Source organism: Seonamhaeicola marinus, from assembly GCF_008085455.1.
This window is the reverse complement of the sequence record NZ_VSDQ01000409.1, coordinates 417,036-435,203: the sequence shown is the minus strand read 5'-3', so window position 1 is coordinate 435,203 and position 18,168 is coordinate 417,036. Positions and strand designations below refer to the sequence as shown.

Here is an 18,168-nt window from a genome sequence, read left to right as displayed (position 1 = left end):
CTAACATCATGGGACTTTTAAAATTACGTAAGAACAAAAAATTTAGTTATGAACCACGCTATTACAAAGGCGAGGGTAACCCGTTTGAAATTAAACACAAGTTCGATGAACACAGAACTACTGTTGGGAATAACTCTGGACTAAAAACTAAAATTAATAATGCTGTAAACGATTTTAAACATAACCCAGATAGAGACGCCAATAGAAGAGTATTAATAATTGCTGCTGTTTTAGTATTAATCTTTTTATTTATTATTGGTTTCGATTTATCTATTTTCTTTTCATAACTAATACATGGCAGACATCATACAGCTTTTACCTGATCATGTAGCAAATCAAATAGCCGCTGGAGAAGTTGTACAACGTCCTGCCTCTGTGGTAAAAGAATTACTTGAGAATGCTATTGATGCTGGTGCTTCAACTATAAAACTAATCATAAAAGACGCTGGAAAAACCCTTATTCAAGTTATTGATAATGGTAAAGGTATGAGCGTTACAGATGCAAGATTAAGTTTTGAGCGTCATGCTACGTCTAAAATCAGGAATGCCGAGGATTTATTTCAATTACACACCAAAGGCTTTAGAGGTGAAGCTTTAGCAAGTATTGCAGCTATTGCGCATGTGGAGTTAAAAACAAAACAAGAGCAAGATGATGTTGGTACCAGTATAGTTATTGAAGGCAGTAATGTTGTTTCTCAAGATGTTGTTGTTACACCCAAAGGGACCTCGGTTTCTGTAAAGAACTTATTTTATAACATCCCTGCGCGAAGAAATTTTTTAAAGTCTAATGCCGTGGAATTACGTCATATTATTGACGAGTTTCATAGAGTGGCTTTAGCACATTGCGATTTAGGTTTTGCATTGTATAATAATGGCAGTGAAACATTTAATTTACCAGTTAGTAATTACAGACAACGAATTGTAAACATCTTCGGTACTAAAACTAATGAAAAGTTGGTGCCTGTTGAAGAAGATACAGAAGTGTTAAAAATTTCTGGATTTGTTGGTAAACCAGAGTACGCAAAAAAAACACGTGGAGAACAATACTTTTTTGTAAATAATAGGTTTATAAAAAGTGCCTATTTAAATCATGCCATTGCTTCTGCATTTGAAGGTTTACTTAAAAGTGGAACCCATGCAAGCTATTTTTTAAACCTTAGTGTAGATCCGCAAACTATTGATATTAATATTCATCCGACTAAAACGGAGATAAAGTTTGATGACGAACATACCTTGTACGCACTCCTACGCTCAGCTGTAAAACATAGTTTAGGGCAATTTAATATTGCACCAGTTCTGGATTTTGAACGCGATGCTAGTTTAGATACGCCATATGATTTAAAAGGAAAACATACTAGTGCGCCTACTATAGAGATTGATAGAACGTTTAATCCGTTTAAAGATGAGGTTGAACCGGTACAAAGTAAATCGTTTTCTTCGCCTTCCTCTGGAGGTGCTTCTTATAAGAAACAACAAACGGCAAACTGGGAAAGTTTATATGTTGGTTTAGAATCGAAGAGTAACGATTTTGAAACTGAAACCGATTTTAGTGAAGTACAGTTTGAAAGTGAAGAGACTAACGCTTCAATTTTTGAAGATGATTCGGCTGTAGAGCAAGTAAATACTACCTATCAACTTCATAATAAATACATAGTAAGCACTATTAAATCTGGTATGTTGTTGATAGACCAGCATAGAGCTCATCAACGTATTTTATATGAAGATTTCTTAAAGAATATAACAATAAAAGAAGCGGTAAGTCAACAATTATTATTTCCGTTACAGCTTCATTTTTCTGTACAAGAAATTCAAATATTAAAACAATTAAAAGACGATTTAGAACATACTGGTTTTGTGTTTTCTAACGTTTTAGAAGAAGCCGTAGAGATTACTGGTGTACCTGTTAGTGTACCTGAAAGTGAGGTGTCTATTATCTTGGAACAGCTTATAAGTGATGTAGAAAATGAAGTGCCAGATGCGCATTTTAGCGCAGCGGACTTATTGGCAAAATCTATGGCTAAAAGTTTGGCTATTAAAACAGGTCAGGGCTTAAAGAAAGATGAACAAGAGCATTTAGTAAACAAACTATTTGCTTGTAAAGAACCCAACGTTACACCTACTAATAAAATCACATTTATTACGATGAGTGTAGATGAATTGGATAAAAAATTTATTTAGAGTATGATGCGAATTTCAGAAACCGTAAAACATTTAATAATCATTAATATTGTTTTTTGGGTTGGAACATTAACAGTTGGACAATACGGTAGTACATTCGATAACCTTTTTGCAATGCATTTTCCAAAAAATGATATGTTTAAGCCATGGCAGGTTATTACTCATATGTTTATGCATGGATCCTATGTAGATTATGGTAGTGGTCCATCGATTTTTCCTTTGCATATTTTGTTTAATATGTTAGGACTATGGATGTTCGGTACACCACTTGAGCAAATGTGGGGAAGGAATAAATTTTTATTTTTTTATATTTCCGCGGGGCTAGGAGCTACTTTATTACCATTAGCAATAGATTATTATAATTTTTATTCAATTACAGCTCCTTTAGTTGATCAAGGATTAGATACTGATACCTTAATTGCCGCTTTAAATGAAGGGAAATATAATGAACGTTGGGTAGAAATAATAGGAGAGGATAATTGGAGAACCCTTTTACAAATATTTTTAGGCAAGAGTCTTGGTGCATCTGGATGTATAATGGGAATTCTTGTAGCTTTTGGTATGATGTTTCCAAATAGTGAGTTAATGTTATTGTTTTTACCTATACCAATTAAAGCCAAGTATTTTATTCCTTTATTATTAGGGTATGAAATTATAGCTGGTTTCTTTGGAGGAACTTCAATGTTTGGATTTAGTATTGGTCATTTCGCCCACATAGGAGGTGCTCTAATAGGGTTATTAATTATGTTATATTGGAGAAAAAAAGGATTTAGATATAGATAGAAATAGTTATGTGGAAAGAACTAAAAATAAAATACAATCTAGCTGCTATTCATGAAAAATTGATGATACTAAACATTGGTGTTTTTGCAATTGTTTCATTAATAACCACTTTAGTATTTTTATTCACAGATTCTAAGACGAGCTTTTTTACAAATTACTTTGCCGTTCCTGCCAATATAGGCGAACTTATTTTTAAACCTTGGACTCTTGTCTCATATTTCTTTTTACACACCGAGTTTTGGCATTTACTTGGAAATATGGTGGCATTGTATTTCTTTGGAAGAATATTCCTGAGTTTTTTCAGTTCTAAACTTTTACTAAAATATTATATTTTAGGTGGCCTTGTTGCGGGCATTGCTTATATCTTATCATACAATATTTTTCCGGCTCTAACGAAAACCAACGGAAGTATCCTTTTGGGAGCTTCTGGAGCTGTTTTTGCCGTATTGTTTGGTGTTACAGCTAAGGCGCCTAATTATATCTTTAATTTTTTTAATATTCTAAGAATTCCACTTTGGGTACTTTCAGCTTTATATACAATTTTATTTATTTCTTCAATTCCTATTGCCAATGCGGGTGGAGAACTAGCGCATCTTGGAGGTGCGTTTTTAGGCTACTTTTATACAAAACGACTTGAAGCAGGGAAAGATATTGGTAGTTGGATTGAAAAATTAATGAATTCATTATCTAACATGTTTAAGGCTTCAAAGAAAAGTAAATTAAAAACAGTTCATAAAAATAAAAGTAAAGTAGGCGGTTATACTAAAGCTGATTTTAATGAGTTTAATAATCAGAAAAAAATTGATGTAATTCTCGATAAGATTAGTAAAAGTGGTTATGATAGTTTAACGGCTGAAGAAAAAGACTTACTTTTTAGAGCGGGAAAATAATTCTTAAATTTAGATAACCTAACAAATTAATGTTTAATGAAGAGACTTAGTTTTATAAATAAGATCATCTACTTCATTAATATTCTATTTGCTCTGGTTTTACTATTGTCTTTTATACTTCCTTTTTTACCACCAAAAGCATTTTCATTTTTATCGGTTCTTAACTTAGGGGTATCTCTTCTAATTATTGTTAATATCATATTTGCATTGTATTGGGGAATTAGATTAAAAAGGCAATTCTTCTTGTCTTTTGCTATTTTATTTCTCGGGTATATTTGGTTTGGTTCTTTGTATAAGTTTGCATCAGCAAAACGTGTAGAAAGTCCTAATAACATTAAGGTAATGAACTATAATGTTAGATTATTCAATTTGTATAATTGGATTAAAGAGGATAATGTTGAAGAAAAGATTGAGGGTTTTTTAAGAACCGAATCCCCTGATATTCTAAGTGTTCAGGAATATCACCCTCATAAGAATATAGATTTGTCGTTTTTTGAATATAAGTTTGAAAAATTATCAGGTAAAAAAACAAAATACGGACAAGCTATCTTTTCACGTTTTCCAATTATAAACTCGGGTTCCATTGAATTTCCAGATACTGGTAATAATGCTATCTATGCCGATGTTGTTCGTGCTAATGATACGTTTAGAATTTATAACATACATTTGGAGTCTCTAAGAATTCGCGCTGACGTAAAGCACTTAAAAAACGAGGATTCTGAACGACTCATAAAACGGGTAGGTAATACATTTAAAATGCAACAATTTCAAGCAGAATTGTTCTTAATGCATAAAGATCAGTGTAAGTACAAAACTGTGGTTTGTGGCGACTTTAATAATACGGCCTTTTCGTATGTGTATAGAAAGATAAAGGGTGAGGATTTACAAGACGCCTATGCCATTGCGGGTTCAGGGTTTGGACGCACCCATGAGTTTGAGTTTTTCCCTATGAGAATTGATTTTGTTTTAGCGGATAAAGACTTTAATGTAAACGGATTTAAGTCTTATAATACGCACTATTCTGATCATTTTCCAATTATGGCCACAGTAGCTCCAAAAGAATAGTTTACATGAAGGAGCAGTCCGTTATATCTGCAATTATATGGACCACTAACCCTAAGCCAATTAATCTAGTTTTCTTTGGAAATAATAATATAATGTAAATGCCTATAGCATAATAGGAGTGAAGTGGATGAAAATTAATACTACATCTGTTTGGATCAAATATTGGTGTGGCCAATAAATGGTCTAAGTCTATTAATATACCTAAAAGCATTATAAAATATGCCTTTACCCAAATGGGCTTATACCATATGAACGCTATGGCTAGTGGTAGTAAAAAATGACATCCATAATGAGCAAGTGGTTGTAGCATTTTATAAAGTGACGGTTTGAGATTCTAGATAATTAACAGCGTTTGGTCCTTCATTAAAAAGTAAATCTAAAATACTAAGGTTGCTAATAAACCCATGTTTATTAGAAAATACTTGGGTATACATATCAAATTGCTGAGGTTGCTCCTTTTTTGCGTTTACAAGAGGTCTAAAGTCAACTTTATGTTCTATCTCCTTTTCAAAGACTGTAGTCTTAGACAGATTTAAATCTAATTGTAAACAGTCACAAACAGTTTCAAAACACTTTAAATTAAAATCTAAAACAAATTCTACTTTTTCAGTAAATAAGGGCTGCAGTTCATCAGCATAATATTCAAAAAAAGGAGATGTACTATAAGCTGAAAGTAAGGATTTCCAATGATTGGCTTGCCACTTGTCTTCATTAAAAACTTTTACATCCCTATACTGCTGTCTATTTTTTTGCGAGTAAACAACAGGAATATTCAAGGATATTTTACCATTGGCACCATAAATGTATGCTCGATTTCTATAGGTCTGTTTTATAAAATTGTCTTCAACCTCTAGACATACAGTTTCAGATTTGGCCATAGCAACAAAATGGGCTATGCTTGGAAAATATGTTGGATGTATAATAATATTCATCTCCTAATGCTATTCCAATCTTGGTTGGAACGACAGGTGTTTAAGCCTTAGCAGCCTTGCGTTTACGCCATTTATTAAATCCTATTGAACCAGCTAGGAAAATTAAAAATGGAATTAAGTATGATGTTGGTTCACCACTACCGCTTACAGTTGTAAAGAAACGTTTCCATCTACCGTTAGGGAAACCATCCCAACTCATCCAAATGAAAACAGGTTTACCAAGTACATGATCAAATGGTACAAATCCCCATCGTCTTGCATCTATAGAGTTATGGCGGTTATCACCCATCATCCAGTAGTAATCTTGTTTAAATGTATAGCTATTAGCTAGTTCTCCATTAATGTAAATTTGATTGCCTTTTACCTTAAGGGTATTATGTTCATACTCTTCAATTATTCTTTTGTAAAGTGGCAACACATCTAAATTAAGATCCACTGTTTTTCCTTCTTCAGGAATATATAAAGGACCAAAGAAATCTATATTCCAATCATAATTGGAGTCGTGAGGGAAAATATTAGCATCTCTTTCTCCTTCTTTTTCTTTATTGGGTGTAATGCTAACTACGTTAGGGTCGCTTTTAAATTTAGCAAGAGCCTCATCTGAAATGGCAGAGAAATAATAGGTGTTTTCTTTGTTTACAATACCAAATCCGTCTGTAATATCATATTTTTCTTTTACCGTTTTAGGGTTGAACATATGAGACTTAGGTTGTACGTAGTAACTAAATTGTAAATGAGCTCTATCTGGCAATTCATTTTTCTTACCATTAATGTATACAAAGCCATCCTTAATTTCTAATGAGTCTCCAGGAATACCCACACAACGTTTTACCAAATTGGTCTTTTTGTCAATCGGTTTGTAGTAGTTTCTATCTGGATTAAAATCATCCATATTTCTTAAAGTATCCGCTGGTTGATTAAAAACAACAATATCGTTTCTTTTTATTTTTTGAAACCCCGGAAGTCTTAAATATGGCAATTGTAGTTTGTTTATCCAAGAATCACTGTCTTTATGATCATCAAACAAATACGATTTATTTTTAAGTACAGGAATGGTGTCATGAACCATAGGAGCTGCCACTGTTGTCATTGGTACTCTAGCGCCGTAGTGAAATTTACTAACAAACAAGAAATCTCCAACTAGTAACGATTTTTCTAAAGAAGAAGAAGGTATGGTGAACGGTTGCATAAAGTACGTATGTACAATAGTAGCCGCCACAATTGCGAATAGTATAGAGCTGGTCCATTCCCCTGAAGACGACTTAGGGTTAATATCCCTGTTTTCAACATAGGAGACATCTGCCACATAATTTAGGTAATAATTATAAAACCCTAAAGTTATAACGGCCAGAAAGGTATCGGTGTATTGGTTTTTACCAAAACTTCTTGCTGTTTCTACCCATATAATTACCAACATGAATAAATTTACAATCGGTAGGAATAGGAGAATAATCCACCACCATGGTCTATTAATTATTTTCATTAAAACAACCCCATTATAAATAGGGACAAAAGCTTCCCAAGCTTTTCTTCCTGCTTTAATGTATAATTTCCAGGTGCCTAATGCATGAACAACCTGAAGAATTAAAATCAATATAAACCATTGTGATAAATTCATAATTTATTTAATTGATAATTGTCTATTGACAATTGATTAATTTTTAAGTTCAAATTTGCAGTTTTTCTAGATGAAATAAAAATTCTAGTTAATTGATTAGCTTCATTTAACAAAGTTTTACAAGAATCTTTAGGAATTCGTCCTTCATCAACAATAAATTCAATTCAAAAGTAACTTTTATCTACTTCTTCAATTACAATGCTGATTTTAGATATAGAGCTTTTTTTAGTTTTAGTCAGACAGGATGCTCTATAATTGGCAGCCACGGAAGAGGAGGATCTAATTAATTGTTTCTTAATGTGATTTCCTAAAATAATAGGGTTTGAACAGGTATTACACAATTATGTGCAAATATCTTGGTTCTAATTTTTAAATCATTAATCAATCAACAATTGTCATTTACAGACCTAACACGTCTTTCATAGAAAACACACCAGTTTTATCTTTCGATAACCATTCAGCCGCCACCACAGCACCAAGAGCAAAACCTTGTCTGTTATGCGCTACATGTTCTATGTTTATGCTGTCAACTTCACTAGCGTAATTAATTGAATGTGTTCCTGGTACATCGCCAATACGTTTTGCAACAATTGGTATAGATGTTTCAGAATTAGCTGTATCTAGTTCCCAAGCATTATAGTTACTGTTGTTTTCAATAACACCCTCTGCTAATGTTATGGCTGTTCCGCTTGGAGCATCTAATTTTTTTGTATGATGAATCTCCTCCATGGTAACATTGTACTCTTTTAAATTGCCCATCATTTTAGCCAAAACTTTATTAAGTTCAAAAAAGATGTTTACACCTAAACTAAAATTAGAAGCATAAATAAAAGCACCATTCTTTTCTTTACACAGCGCTATGGCATCATCATATTTTTCTAGCCATCCAGTAGTTCCAGAAACCACCGGCACACCATTGTTTAAGCAATTGGTAATGTTGCCATAAGCTGCAGAAGGTAGGCTGAAATCTATAGCTACGTCGGCAACGGTAATGTCATAATCAGTATCATCTTTATCAATTTTTAAAACAACATCATGTCCTCGGCTTATTGCTATTTTCTCTATGGTTTGTCCCATACGTCCGTATCCTAGTAAAGCAATTTTCATATAAAGTTTTTTGTCATTCCCGTATTAAAGAGAATCATTAGTTTTTTTAATGACTTGTAAACAGTCTAAAATTTAAAATTTAAGGTTAATCCGGCATTTCCCGTGCCATCAAACTCATTAAATTTATAATGCGGAGACAAAGATAAGTTTTCATCAACATTATATTGTAATAAATGAGCATCAACATTAGCATCAATGATATTTAAGGCATAAATACCAATGGTTACTAACAAGGAAATATCTTTATTTCTTCGGTAAAAATTTTGAGCACGTTGTAAACCGTCTAGAGTTACACGTTCTGTAATAGAGCCGTCTGGATTCTGAGTTAAAAACTCATCATTAGTAAAACCTGCAAGCCTACTTTTATAGGCATCTCTATATCTGTTATATTCCTTGTTATTTGTGGTGTAAAAGTAAATTCCAGCTCCCATGGCTCCCCAAACAATAGGGACTTTCCAATACTTCTTATTATAGATTTGTCCTAAACCTGGAAAAATAGCCGAATAAAACGCAGCTTTTGATGGGGCCAACGGGTTTATAGGCTCTCTTGTAATGACCGAGTCAATTACAATTTCTTTAGAAAGTTTTTTGCGCCTTGATTTTCTCTCTTTTTCTTGAGCAACAACTGAAAAACAAAATAAAAAGGCTAATACACTAACAATTGTGAATTTATTTAGCACCTTGAATTAATTTTTTAATACGAATGAAATCTTCTTCAGAATGAAAAGGAATCGAAATTTTTCCTGAACCATTCTTAGAGACTTTAACGTCAATTTTGTGCCCAAAGTATTCTGAAAATACACCAATCCCTTTTTTGATAAATTTTGGTGTTTCTTCTGGCTCTGTTTCTTTTGATGGAAGTTTAACTTCTTTGGTTGTATTGAAGTTTCTAATTAAGTCTTCGGTAGCTCTTACAGATAGCTCATTTTGAAGGACTTTTTCATAAATATCTAACTGAGTGTTAACGTCTTCTACAGCGATAAGTGCACGACCATGTCCCATAGAAATAAAACCATCTCTCATTCCTGTTTGAATGATAGGGTCTAGTTTTAATAAACGTAAATAATTTGTAATTGTAGAACGTTTTTTACCCACACGTTCACTCATTTGCTCTTGAGTAAGATTAATTTCATCTATTAAACGTTGGTAAGACAATGCAATCTCTATAGGGTCTAAATCCTGACGCTGAATATTTTCAACCAATGCCATCTCTAAAGATTCTTGATCGTTTGCAATTCTTACGTACGCAGGTATGGTTTCGAGGCCAATTAATCTGGCAGCTCTAAAACGTCTTTCACCAGAAACTAACTGGTATTTATTAAACTCTAACTTTCTAACAGTAATTGGCTGTATAACACCCAATTCTTTTATTGAAGTAGCTAATTCTTGAAGTGCTTCCTCATTAAAACTTGTTCTTGGCTGAAATGGATTTACTTCTATAAAATCTAAATCCAATTCAATAATATTTCCCACAACCTTGTCTGCACCTTCATCTTGTGCAGATTTGATGTCGTTTTCTGGGTCTTTTAAAAGTGCCGACAAACCTCTTCCTAAAGCTTGCTTCTTATTTGCCTTGGCCATATTTTAAGCGTTTTTATTGATGATTTCTTTTGCCAAACTTAAGTAATTGTTGGCACCTTTGCTACTAGCATCATAATTAATTATACTCTCTCCGTAACTTGGAGCTTCACTTAAACGTATATTTCTTTGAATTATGGTTTGAAAAACCATATTGTTAAAATGCTTTTGTACTTCTTCTACAACCTGATTAGATAACCTTAAGCGAGAATCATACATGGTTAGCAATAAGCCTTCTATATCTAAATTTTTATTGTGAATCTTTTGTACACTTTTAATAGTGTTTAAAAGCTTTCCTAAACCTTCTAACGCAAAATATTCACATTGAATTGGAATAATTACAGCGTCTGCTGCGGTTAGGGCATTAAGCGTTAATAAACCTAATGATGGCGCACAGTCTATCAGGATGTAGTCATAATCATCTTTAACATCTTTAATAGCCTTTTTTAACATGTACTCCCTAGACTCTTTGTCAACCAATTCAATTTCGATGGCAACCAGATCAATATGCGCTGGAATGATATCTAAATTGGGTGTATCTGTTTCTAAAATGGCTTCTTTTGGTGAATGCGAGTGTTCTAGAAGTTGGTAGGTGCCCACTTCAACAGATTCTACATCTATACCAATTCCCGAAGTTGCATTTGCTTGAGGATCAGCATCAATTAACAATACTTTTTTTTCAAGAACACCAAGGGAAGCGGCTAAATTAATAGAAGTGGTAGTTTTGCCCACACCACCTTTTTGATTAGCAATAGCTATTATTTTGCCCATTAATTAGAAAGGTTTATTTAATGGTAAAAATACAATTATTTATGAGGAATAAAAACCTATTTTGTTAACAAGAGATTAATTGTTGAAATGATATGATTTTAATCGAATAAGTCGTTTTAATCGATAAGAATATTAAGCATTTTAATAGCGGCATCACTAATTTTTGTACCAGGGCCAAATACAGCTAAAGCTCCTGCATCAAATAAGAATTGGTAATCTTGTTTTGGTATTACGCCACCAACAATAACCATAATATCATCTCTACCAAAATTTTTAAGTTCTTCTATAACTTGTGGCACTAAGGTTTTATGACCAGCAGCTAAAGATGACACGCCTAAAATATGTACATCATTTTCAACGGCCTGTTTAGCGGCTTCCTTAGGAGTTTGGAATAGTGGTCCAATATCTACATCAAAACCAATATCTGCATAAGCTGTAGCCACAACTTTAGCGCCGCGATCGTGACCGTCTTGTCCCATTTTTGCAATCATAATTCGAGGCCTTCTCCCATCTTGATCGGCAAAAATATCGGCTAATTCTTGTGCTTTTTTAAATGATTTATCGTCTTTCACTTCTTTGCTATATACGCCTGAGAATGATTTAACTTGAGCTTTGTAACGACCAAAGACTGTTTCTAAAGCATCACTAATTTCCCCTAATGTAGCTCGTTCTCTTGCGGCATCTACTGCTAAAGCTAATAAATTCTTGTGCTCTGACAAAAGAGAATCTTTAGAATTAGTCCATGCTTTTGCTGCCTGAGTTAATTTTGAAAGCGCTGTTTGTACTTTTTTAGTGTTTCTTTTGGCTTTGATCTTGTTTAATCCATCTATTTGTTGGTTTCTTACGGTCTGATTATCTACTTCTAAAGTAGTAATCGGAGCTTCCTCTTGTAATATGTATTTGTTTACGCCAACAATAATATCTTGACCAGAATCTATTCTTGCCTGCTTTCTAGCGGCGGCCTCTTCAATGCGCAATTTAGGGATACCTGCCTCAATGGCTTTGGTCATACCGCCCAAGGCTTCAACTTCTTCAATTAAAGACCAAGCTTTTTGAGCAATGTCGTGCGTTAGTTTTTCAACATAAAAGCTTCCTGCCCATGGATCAACAGTTTTTGTGATTTTAGTTTCTTCTTGGAGATAGATCTGAGTGTTTCTTGCTATTCTAGCAGAAAAATCTGTGGGTAAGGCAATGGCCTCGTCTAATGCGTTGGTATGTAAACTTTGAGTGCCTCCAAAAGCAGCCGCAGCTGCCTCAATAGTTGTTCGCGCTACATTATTGAAAGGGTCTTGTTCCGTTAAACTCCAGCCAGAGGTTTGGCAATGTGTTCTTAAAGCTAAAGATTTTGGGTTTTTAGGGGTAAATTGTTTTACCAATTTAGCCCAAAGCATTCTGGCAGCACGCATTTTAGCTATTTCCATAAAATGATTCATGCCTATAGCCCAAAAGAACGATAATCTTGGAGCAAAGGTGTCTATATCCATGCCTGCCGCCAACCCTTTTCTTATATATTCTAAACCATCTGTAAGGGTGTAGGCTAATTCAATATCACATGTAGCACCTGCTTCCTGCATATGGTACCCAGAAATACTAATGCTATTAAATTTTGGCATGTTCTTGCTGGTAAATTCAAAAATATCAGAAATGATTTTCATTGAAGGTGTAGGAGGGTAGATATAAGTATTTCGTACCATAAACTCCTTAAGAATATCATTTTGAATAGTTCCAGAAAGTAATTCTGGTTTTACACCTTGTTCTTCTGCAGCCACAATATAAAAAGCCATAATTGGCAATACCGCACCGTTCATGGTCATGGAAACCGACATTTTATCTAACGGAATCTGGTCAAAAAGTATTTTCATATCTTCAACCGAATCTATTGCTACACCTGCTTTTCCAACATCGCCAACCACACGTTCATGATCACTGTCGTAACCTCTATGGGTAGCCAGATCAAATGCAACAGATAACCCTTTTTGTCCAGCAGCTAGGTTTCTTCTGTAAAAAGCATTGCTTTCTTCTGCTGTTGAAAAACCTGCGTATTGTCTTATGGTCCAAGGCCTGCGCACATACATCGTGCTGTAAGGTCCTCTTAGATTAGGGGCAATACCTGCTGCAAAATCCAAATGCTCAATAGCTTGTAAATCTTCTGAGGTATAGGTCGATTTTACATCAATACCTTCTGCGGTTTCAAATGATGTTAAATCGGAATCCTCAGAATTTTTATTGGTTTTAAGGGTAATATGTTGAATGTCTTTTCTCAATTAAATGTTTGGCAATTTTTAAAATTTATGAACTTGAATTGTTTTTAGGGACTTTGTTAAAATCTACTTTTTCCATTTTTGGCTCCTGCGCTTTTGGTGCTATAGTAGTTAAGTCTACATCAAACAGCTTTGAATAATAAAGGTCTAGCGCAATGTATGTGGCCAAATGTTTATCACTTAATGCATTTTTTGAGTTTGAAGCCAAAGGTGCTCCAAAGAGTTTTGGACTTAAATCGTCAATGGAAAGTAACGCGTTAAATGAAGTGTTCAGGTTTTCGTTTTTTATGTTTTTGGCAATGCAAGAAATCACATCGCTATCGTAATTTAAATGGCTTTTAGTGTTTTCGGCATCCCAAAGCGTGTTATCGTTTTTAAGCGCTTTGAAAACCTCTAAGGAATGCTGAGATACAACACTTTCATAAGGGACTCTACTATAAATAGCATTTCTTACAAATAAGTTATAGGCATAGGTTAGGTTTGGTAATGCATTTTCATTTCTATTGTTTTTACCGTAGAAATTTAGAATATCCATTTCAAAAGAATACAAAGCTTCCTGATAGAGTTTTTTGTTTGTAACTTCACAGGTAACGGCTTCAGGCATGTTGGAAAATTTATATTCCATATCTATAGTTTCATTTTTACAATTAAATAAAACAACAGTTAAGGTAAGGGCTAAAAGTTTAAAAATTGATGTCATGGATTTTATTTGTGATATAGCTTTAGGCTTCATGTTTTAAACGTTCTTGTTCAATAGTTTCTGCCAATCGTTTTTCTAAAATAGGTTCTAATAATGTTTTTCTTTTGTTATGCTTTAAAAAAGGATACAATTCTAAGTCATCCTTCATTTTGTCATTTTTATTGGGGTGTTTATTTGTTCCTAATAAAATGTTTTCACCATTATCGAATTGTTCTTGTTCTTTATATGCACTTTCTTTAATCTTTCTCTGAATAGTGCCATCTTTTAACTGGTTTAAAAAGCCACCATTAGCTTCAATAGTTTTGAACAATATAAGCGCCTTATGGGCTAGTTGATTTGTTAAAGATTCAATATAATAGGCACCATCGGCAGGATTGTTTACTTTGTTAAAATAGCTTTCATGTTTTAACACTAATAGCTGATTTCTTGCTATTCTATTTCCAAATGCATTGCTTTTATGGAAAACAGCATCGTACGGTAGGTTAGAAATAGTGTTTGCTCCTCCCAAAATAGCACTCATGCATTCTGTTGTGGTACGTAACATATTGGTGTTGTAGTCGTATAGAGTTTTGTTTCGTTTTGTGGGGGAAACAAAAATTTGGCAGTCGGAATTAGCGTCATAAGTCTCGGCTAAGGTTGCCCAAAGCAATCTGAGCGCTCGTAGTTTTGCAATTTCAAAGAAATAATTAGAGCCAACAGATGCAGTAAAGCTTACTTTAACAGTATGGGTATCTAATAGGTTTAGGTATTCATTTGCATGAGCAAGAGCATAAGCTAGTTGTTGTATCATATTTGCTCCAGCATTTTGATACAAAGCAACATCTACATTAAAACTATTTGTTTTATGTATTATTTCTTTTTGATAAGAGAGGTCATCTTTTAAATTATTATACCAATTACCTGATCTGGCCAAGTTTCCAATAACGTCAACGTCTACTTGGATGCCTTTGGATGCTTTTAGTTTATTAACAAAATCAATAGATAAAAACTGAAGCTGGCAATACACCGGTGTAGAAGAAGTGTCTATATCTTTTAACAAGGTGTCTAAAACAATATCTTGCGAAGGAATAATGAATTTGATGCTTTCTGCTCCTTTATTAAGTGCATGAATTGCTGATACATTAGATTTTTCTTCATCTGCCACAAAAATAGTTTCGCAAATCTGCCATTCTGTAGCTTTTGTCTTAGATGTAGAATGAGGTGAGTTAAAATCTTCTGAGTGATAAAAGGGTTTAACAGAGATGTCGTCATTTGTATGCCAAACAAGGGAATCATTATAATCAGCTCCCTTTAAATCGAACTGAATTTTTTGTTTCCATTGTTTTGCTGAAACCGAATCAAACGCATTAAATAACCTTTTACTCATTAGTTTTAACTTTTAAGCTATCTTCATATTCGATAATAAAAATTTCTTCATTATCACGTTTCATGTAATATTCTTCCCTGGCAAATTTTTCTAAGCCTTCTTTGGTGCTTAATTCTTTAATTTCTTTATTGTCTTTTTCTGTTTCCTTTTGATAGTATTCTTTCTCATTATTTAAGTCATCCATTTCAGAGTTTAAATCCTGATGAATTAAAAGAGAGTTAGAATCAAAAAAGAGCATCCAAACTACAAACACTACCAAAAAGATAATGAATACGTTTTTAAATGGTTTAAAGAATTTGTGTTTGAAAAATGACATTATAGTTTTTCGTTTATGATAGTTCTAACTATATCTATGGCAACAGTATTGTATTTGTTGTTAGGAATGATGATATCCGCGTACTCTTTCATGGGTTCAATGAACTGATCGTGCATTGGTTTTAAAGTGTTTTGATAACGGGATAATACTTCATCTAAATCTCGTCCGCGTTCTGCAATATCTCTTTTTAAACGTCTAATTAAACGTTCGTCTGAGTCTGCGTGTACAAAAATTTTAATGTCAAACATATCTCTTAATTCTTTGTTAGTTAGAATTAAGATGCCTTCAACAATCATAACTTTTCTAGGGTGTGTTAAGATTGTATCTCCTGTTCTGTTGTGTTTTACAAAGGAGTACACTGGCTGATGAATGGGAGTTCCTTTCTTTAGCTCATTTAAATGTTCTCCAAGTAATTCAAAATCTATAGATCTTGGGTGGTCAAAATTTATATTTACACGTTCGTCATAGGTTAAATGAGATGTGTCTTTGTAATATGAGTCTTGAGAAATTACACCTACTTCGCCTTCTGGCAATTCTTTAAGAAGCTGATTTACAACAGTGGTTTTTCCGCAGCCTGTTCCTCCTGCTATTCCAATTATTAACATACGTGATTTGGACTAATCTAATAAACGCAAATTTAAAATTAATTATTTAATTTTCTTAAAAACAAAGGTGTTTTGCTGAGAATTATTAAATAAAAAACAAGTTTTTGTTGTTTTAATTAATTTTTTGGTTGTCTGAATTCAATTGAAATCTCATGAGATTACCAACCAATTCTTCTTACTTTACCATTAACTAAAATGATATCTCTTCCTTTTTTTGCTGTTTTTAGTTTAACTTTTCCGTTTTTCTTATATGTATTAATGTCTTTTGTTTCTCCTATTTCAAATCTGTTTACCGTATAATTAGAGCCATTATTTTCAAAATAAATAGTGCTATTACCATTTACTTTTAAAGGACCATCTGAAGTCATAATATCTGAACATTGAGTAATATAGAGCGTTGACACTATACTTGTTTTAGGTTTGAATTTAATTGAGGTTTTGTTAACGTTACCGGGAGCTATGGTTAGATTTAAATTTGCAATGTCGTAGTCCAAATTTTGGGCTAGATTAATTTGCAAGATTTGGTCATCAATAAATTTAATGAAGCTATTTGAAGCTACTGGTATAGTGTGTGAGCCAATGCTAAAGTCCTTATCTTTAGCTGTGGTAAAATCAATCAATTTACCACTATCTGTTAAGGTGATGTCGTACTTTTCAAGATGATTTGCCTTTACAATCACTTCTCCGTATTTAGTGCTTATCGGCGTATTTTCTTTTAAATGAAAACCTGTTACTCTATAAGGTGAAAATCTAATTTGTTCACCATCTTTCAGGGTTAAATTACCGTAATCTGTAGCAATAGTTTGATCTCCATTTGCTACAGCTGTTATAATATGCTTTTTAGTAGCATTAAAGTTTATAGCTGTGCCTCCTTTTAATTGTACAGTTTGGTTAGCAACTGTTACCGTAGCATCTTTTAACAGGGTACTTTTAAAACTTCCTTTTATGGAGTCATTTGGAACTTTTGCTAGTTCAAGGGTGCCTTTGTGTTGTTTTAAGGTATATAGGTTTTGGTTAAGGGGAGTTTCCTCTTCTGTTTTTAGACTTTCCTTATCTAAATTGGGGGGTGTGTCTGTTTCTTCAGATGGAACAGTTGTCTTTTCGGTTGTTGCTGTTGGTGTAAATTCTTTAACAATTTTACTTAGAGGAGCATCTACTTTACCTTCTTCACCAGAATAGTGGTATTGCGCATCCATTCTTCTTCTGGACCTGTTGTTTTCTACATAATATTTTGCCCATATAAAATTGCCAAAATTGGTTCTAAAGGAAATCATAGCCTCAATAGGTTCTGATGGCGCTATAAGTGAACCGAGGGGCGCTTTTGCGAAAAGTCTTCCTTTTTGAGAGCCATTTAGAACAATTTCACTCATGTACTTTTGCTGCGAGCGGTTTTTAAGTTTGATAGAAAGTCCACCATTTATTAATATTTCTTCTCCATTTTGAAGGCTTCCAAGAACATTGGGGTTAATCTCTTTACCAGTCATAATAATCTTATAACTAGGTTTTGTTTCTGGTTTTCCTTCAACCGAAGAGTATTGATCTAGTACGATAGGATCGGTTAAATTAGAAGGCGTTCTCCTAACTTGAGTCCAGATAACATTGCCATAGATTGTACCAGCTCTAACTTGTATTATTACAGGTTTGTTTAAAGTATAGTACTTGCTCTCTTTTTTTATTTTTACAACAAGTCCTTCTGTGTCATAGTGTTTCGTCTCAGGGTTATAATTTACCTTATAAATTTTACTTGAGTAATATGGCCATCCTTTTTTACCTTCATTTCTTAGGCTTATGGATATATTGTTTAAACCAAAGTCGCTTGGAATGACATCATAAGGCAGTATTTTTTTTTCAATTTCTTTTGAAATACCCGCTACAGGAATTTCAATATATTCTTGAGCATAAAAAAAATTTAAAAACAAGAGAAATACAAAACAAACTAAAGTGTTTTTGTTCATGATTATGAGAGGATTTAGGGTTAGGTTTATGTTGACTAAAATA

General features: G+C 33.4%; 19 protein-coding genes. 5 read left to right on the top strand and 14 right to left on the bottom strand.

Translation table 11 applies throughout. The features are described from left to right. Window positions 1-8 precede the first annotated feature (8 nt). Genes FUA24_RS06930 through FUA24_RS06910 form a run of 5 tightly spaced genes read left to right on the top strand, consistent with a single transcriptional unit; the run spans window position 9 to window position 4,916 of the window. The gene (locus tag FUA24_RS06930; RefSeq protein ID WP_148540908.1) at window positions 9-287 is read left to right on the top strand and encodes a riboflavin synthase subunit beta; all 279 of its coding nucleotides are present in this window, start codon (window positions 9-11) and stop codon (window positions 285-287) included. Window positions 288-294: 7 nt separating this feature from the next. Next, window positions 295-2,178: a DNA mismatch repair endonuclease MutL gene (mutL, locus tag FUA24_RS06925; protein ID WP_148540906.1), complete on the top strand. Its 1,884-nt coding sequence runs from the start codon at window positions 295-297 to the stop codon at window positions 2,176-2,178. A gap of 3 nt (window positions 2,179-2,181) precedes the next feature. Continuing rightward, the gene (locus tag FUA24_RS06920; RefSeq protein WP_148540904.1) at window positions 2,182-2,961 is read left to right on the top strand and encodes a rhomboid family intramembrane serine protease; all 780 of its coding nucleotides are present in this window, start codon (window positions 2,182-2,184) and stop codon (window positions 2,959-2,961) included. Window positions 2,962-2,969: 8 nt separating this feature from the next. Next, window positions 2,970-3,851: a rhomboid family intramembrane serine protease gene (locus FUA24_RS06915; protein ID WP_148540902.1), complete on the top strand. Its 882-nt coding sequence runs from the start codon at window positions 2,970-2,972 to the stop codon at window positions 3,849-3,851. A gap of 36 nt (window positions 3,852-3,887) precedes the next feature. Then, window positions 3,888-4,916, top strand: a complete 1,029-nt coding sequence (locus tag FUA24_RS06910; protein ID WP_148540900.1) for an endonuclease/exonuclease/phosphatase family protein — start codon at window positions 3,888-3,890, stop codon at window positions 4,914-4,916. Window position 4,917: 1 nt separating this feature from the next. On the opposite strand, the gene FUA24_RS06905 is transcribed toward FUA24_RS06910, so the two are convergent. The 14 genes from FUA24_RS06905 to FUA24_RS06840 all read right to left on the bottom strand — a co-directional run bounded on the left by FUA24_RS06905 (window position 4,918) and on the right by FUA24_RS06840 (window position 18,125). After that, the gene (locus tag FUA24_RS06905) at window positions 4,918-5,226 is read right to left on the bottom strand and encodes a DUF6122 family protein (protein WP_148540899.1); all 309 of its coding nucleotides are present in this window, start codon (window positions 5,224-5,226) and stop codon (window positions 4,918-4,920) included. A gap of 1 nt (window position 5,227) precedes the next feature. Further along, a complete protein-coding gene (locus tag FUA24_RS06900; protein WP_148540897.1) occupies window positions 5,228-5,848 on the bottom strand; it encodes a WbqC family protein in 621 nt (206 codons plus the stop codon). 40 nt (window positions 5,849-5,888) lie between these two features. Further along, the gene (lepB, locus tag FUA24_RS06895; RefSeq protein ID WP_148540895.1) at window positions 5,889-7,466 is read right to left on the bottom strand and encodes a signal peptidase I; all 1,578 of its coding nucleotides are present in this window, start codon (window positions 7,464-7,466) and stop codon (window positions 5,889-5,891) included. A 164-nt stretch (window positions 7,467-7,630) separates the two neighbouring features. After that, window positions 7,631-7,807, bottom strand: coding sequence for a four helix bundle protein (locus FUA24_RS26110; protein WP_222861327.1), 177 nt, complete (start codon window positions 7,805-7,807; stop codon window positions 7,631-7,633). Window positions 7,808-7,865: 58 nt separating this feature from the next. After that, window positions 7,866-8,573 (bottom strand): 4-hydroxy-tetrahydrodipicolinate reductase, encoded by a 708-nt coding sequence (gene dapB, locus FUA24_RS06885; RefSeq protein WP_148540892.1) that lies wholly within the window; start codon window positions 8,571-8,573, stop codon window positions 7,866-7,868. A 65-nt stretch (window positions 8,574-8,638) separates the two neighbouring features. Beyond that, complete coding sequence (locus FUA24_RS06880) at window positions 8,639-9,253, bottom strand: DUF5683 domain-containing protein (protein WP_148540890.1); 615 nt, start codon at window positions 9,251-9,253, stop codon at window positions 8,639-8,641. After that, complete coding sequence (locus FUA24_RS06875; RefSeq protein ID WP_148540888.1) at window positions 9,243-10,154, bottom strand: ParB/RepB/Spo0J family partition protein; 912 nt, start codon at window positions 10,152-10,154, stop codon at window positions 9,243-9,245. The genes FUA24_RS06880 and FUA24_RS06875 overlap by 11 nt, the downstream gene beginning before the upstream one ends. 3 nt (window positions 10,155-10,157) lie before the next feature. Continuing rightward, a complete protein-coding gene (locus tag FUA24_RS06870) occupies window positions 10,158-10,922 on the bottom strand; it encodes a ParA family protein (RefSeq protein WP_148540886.1) in 765 nt (254 codons plus the stop codon). A 116-nt stretch (window positions 10,923-11,038) separates the two neighbouring features. Continuing rightward, window positions 11,039-13,186 (bottom strand): methylmalonyl-CoA mutase, encoded by a 2,148-nt coding sequence (gene scpA, locus FUA24_RS06865; protein WP_148540884.1) that lies wholly within the window; start codon window positions 13,184-13,186, stop codon window positions 11,039-11,041. A gap of 25 nt (window positions 13,187-13,211) precedes the next feature. Next, a complete protein-coding gene (locus FUA24_RS06860) occupies window positions 13,212-13,916 on the bottom strand; it encodes a hypothetical protein (protein WP_148540882.1) in 705 nt (234 codons plus the stop codon). Continuing rightward, window positions 13,906-15,249, bottom strand: coding sequence for a methylmalonyl-CoA mutase subunit beta (locus FUA24_RS06855; RefSeq protein WP_148540880.1), 1,344 nt, complete (start codon window positions 15,247-15,249; stop codon window positions 13,906-13,908). Before FUA24_RS06855 ends, FUA24_RS06860 begins: the two co-directional genes overlap by 11 nt. Beyond that, complete coding sequence (locus FUA24_RS06850) at window positions 15,242-15,565, bottom strand: FtsB family cell division protein (RefSeq protein ID WP_148540878.1); 324 nt, start codon at window positions 15,563-15,565, stop codon at window positions 15,242-15,244. The genes FUA24_RS06855 and FUA24_RS06850 overlap by 8 nt, the downstream gene beginning before the upstream one ends. Further along, window positions 15,565-16,170, bottom strand: coding sequence for a uridine kinase (udk, locus tag FUA24_RS06845; protein WP_148540876.1), 606 nt, complete (start codon window positions 16,168-16,170; stop codon window positions 15,565-15,567). The genes FUA24_RS06850 and udk overlap by 1 nt, the downstream gene beginning before the upstream one ends. 158 nt (window positions 16,171-16,328) lie before the next feature. After that, window positions 16,329-18,125, bottom strand: a complete 1,797-nt coding sequence (locus FUA24_RS06840; RefSeq protein ID WP_148540874.1) for a hypothetical protein — start codon at window positions 18,123-18,125, stop codon at window positions 16,329-16,331. Window positions 18,126-18,168: the final 43 nt, after the last annotated feature.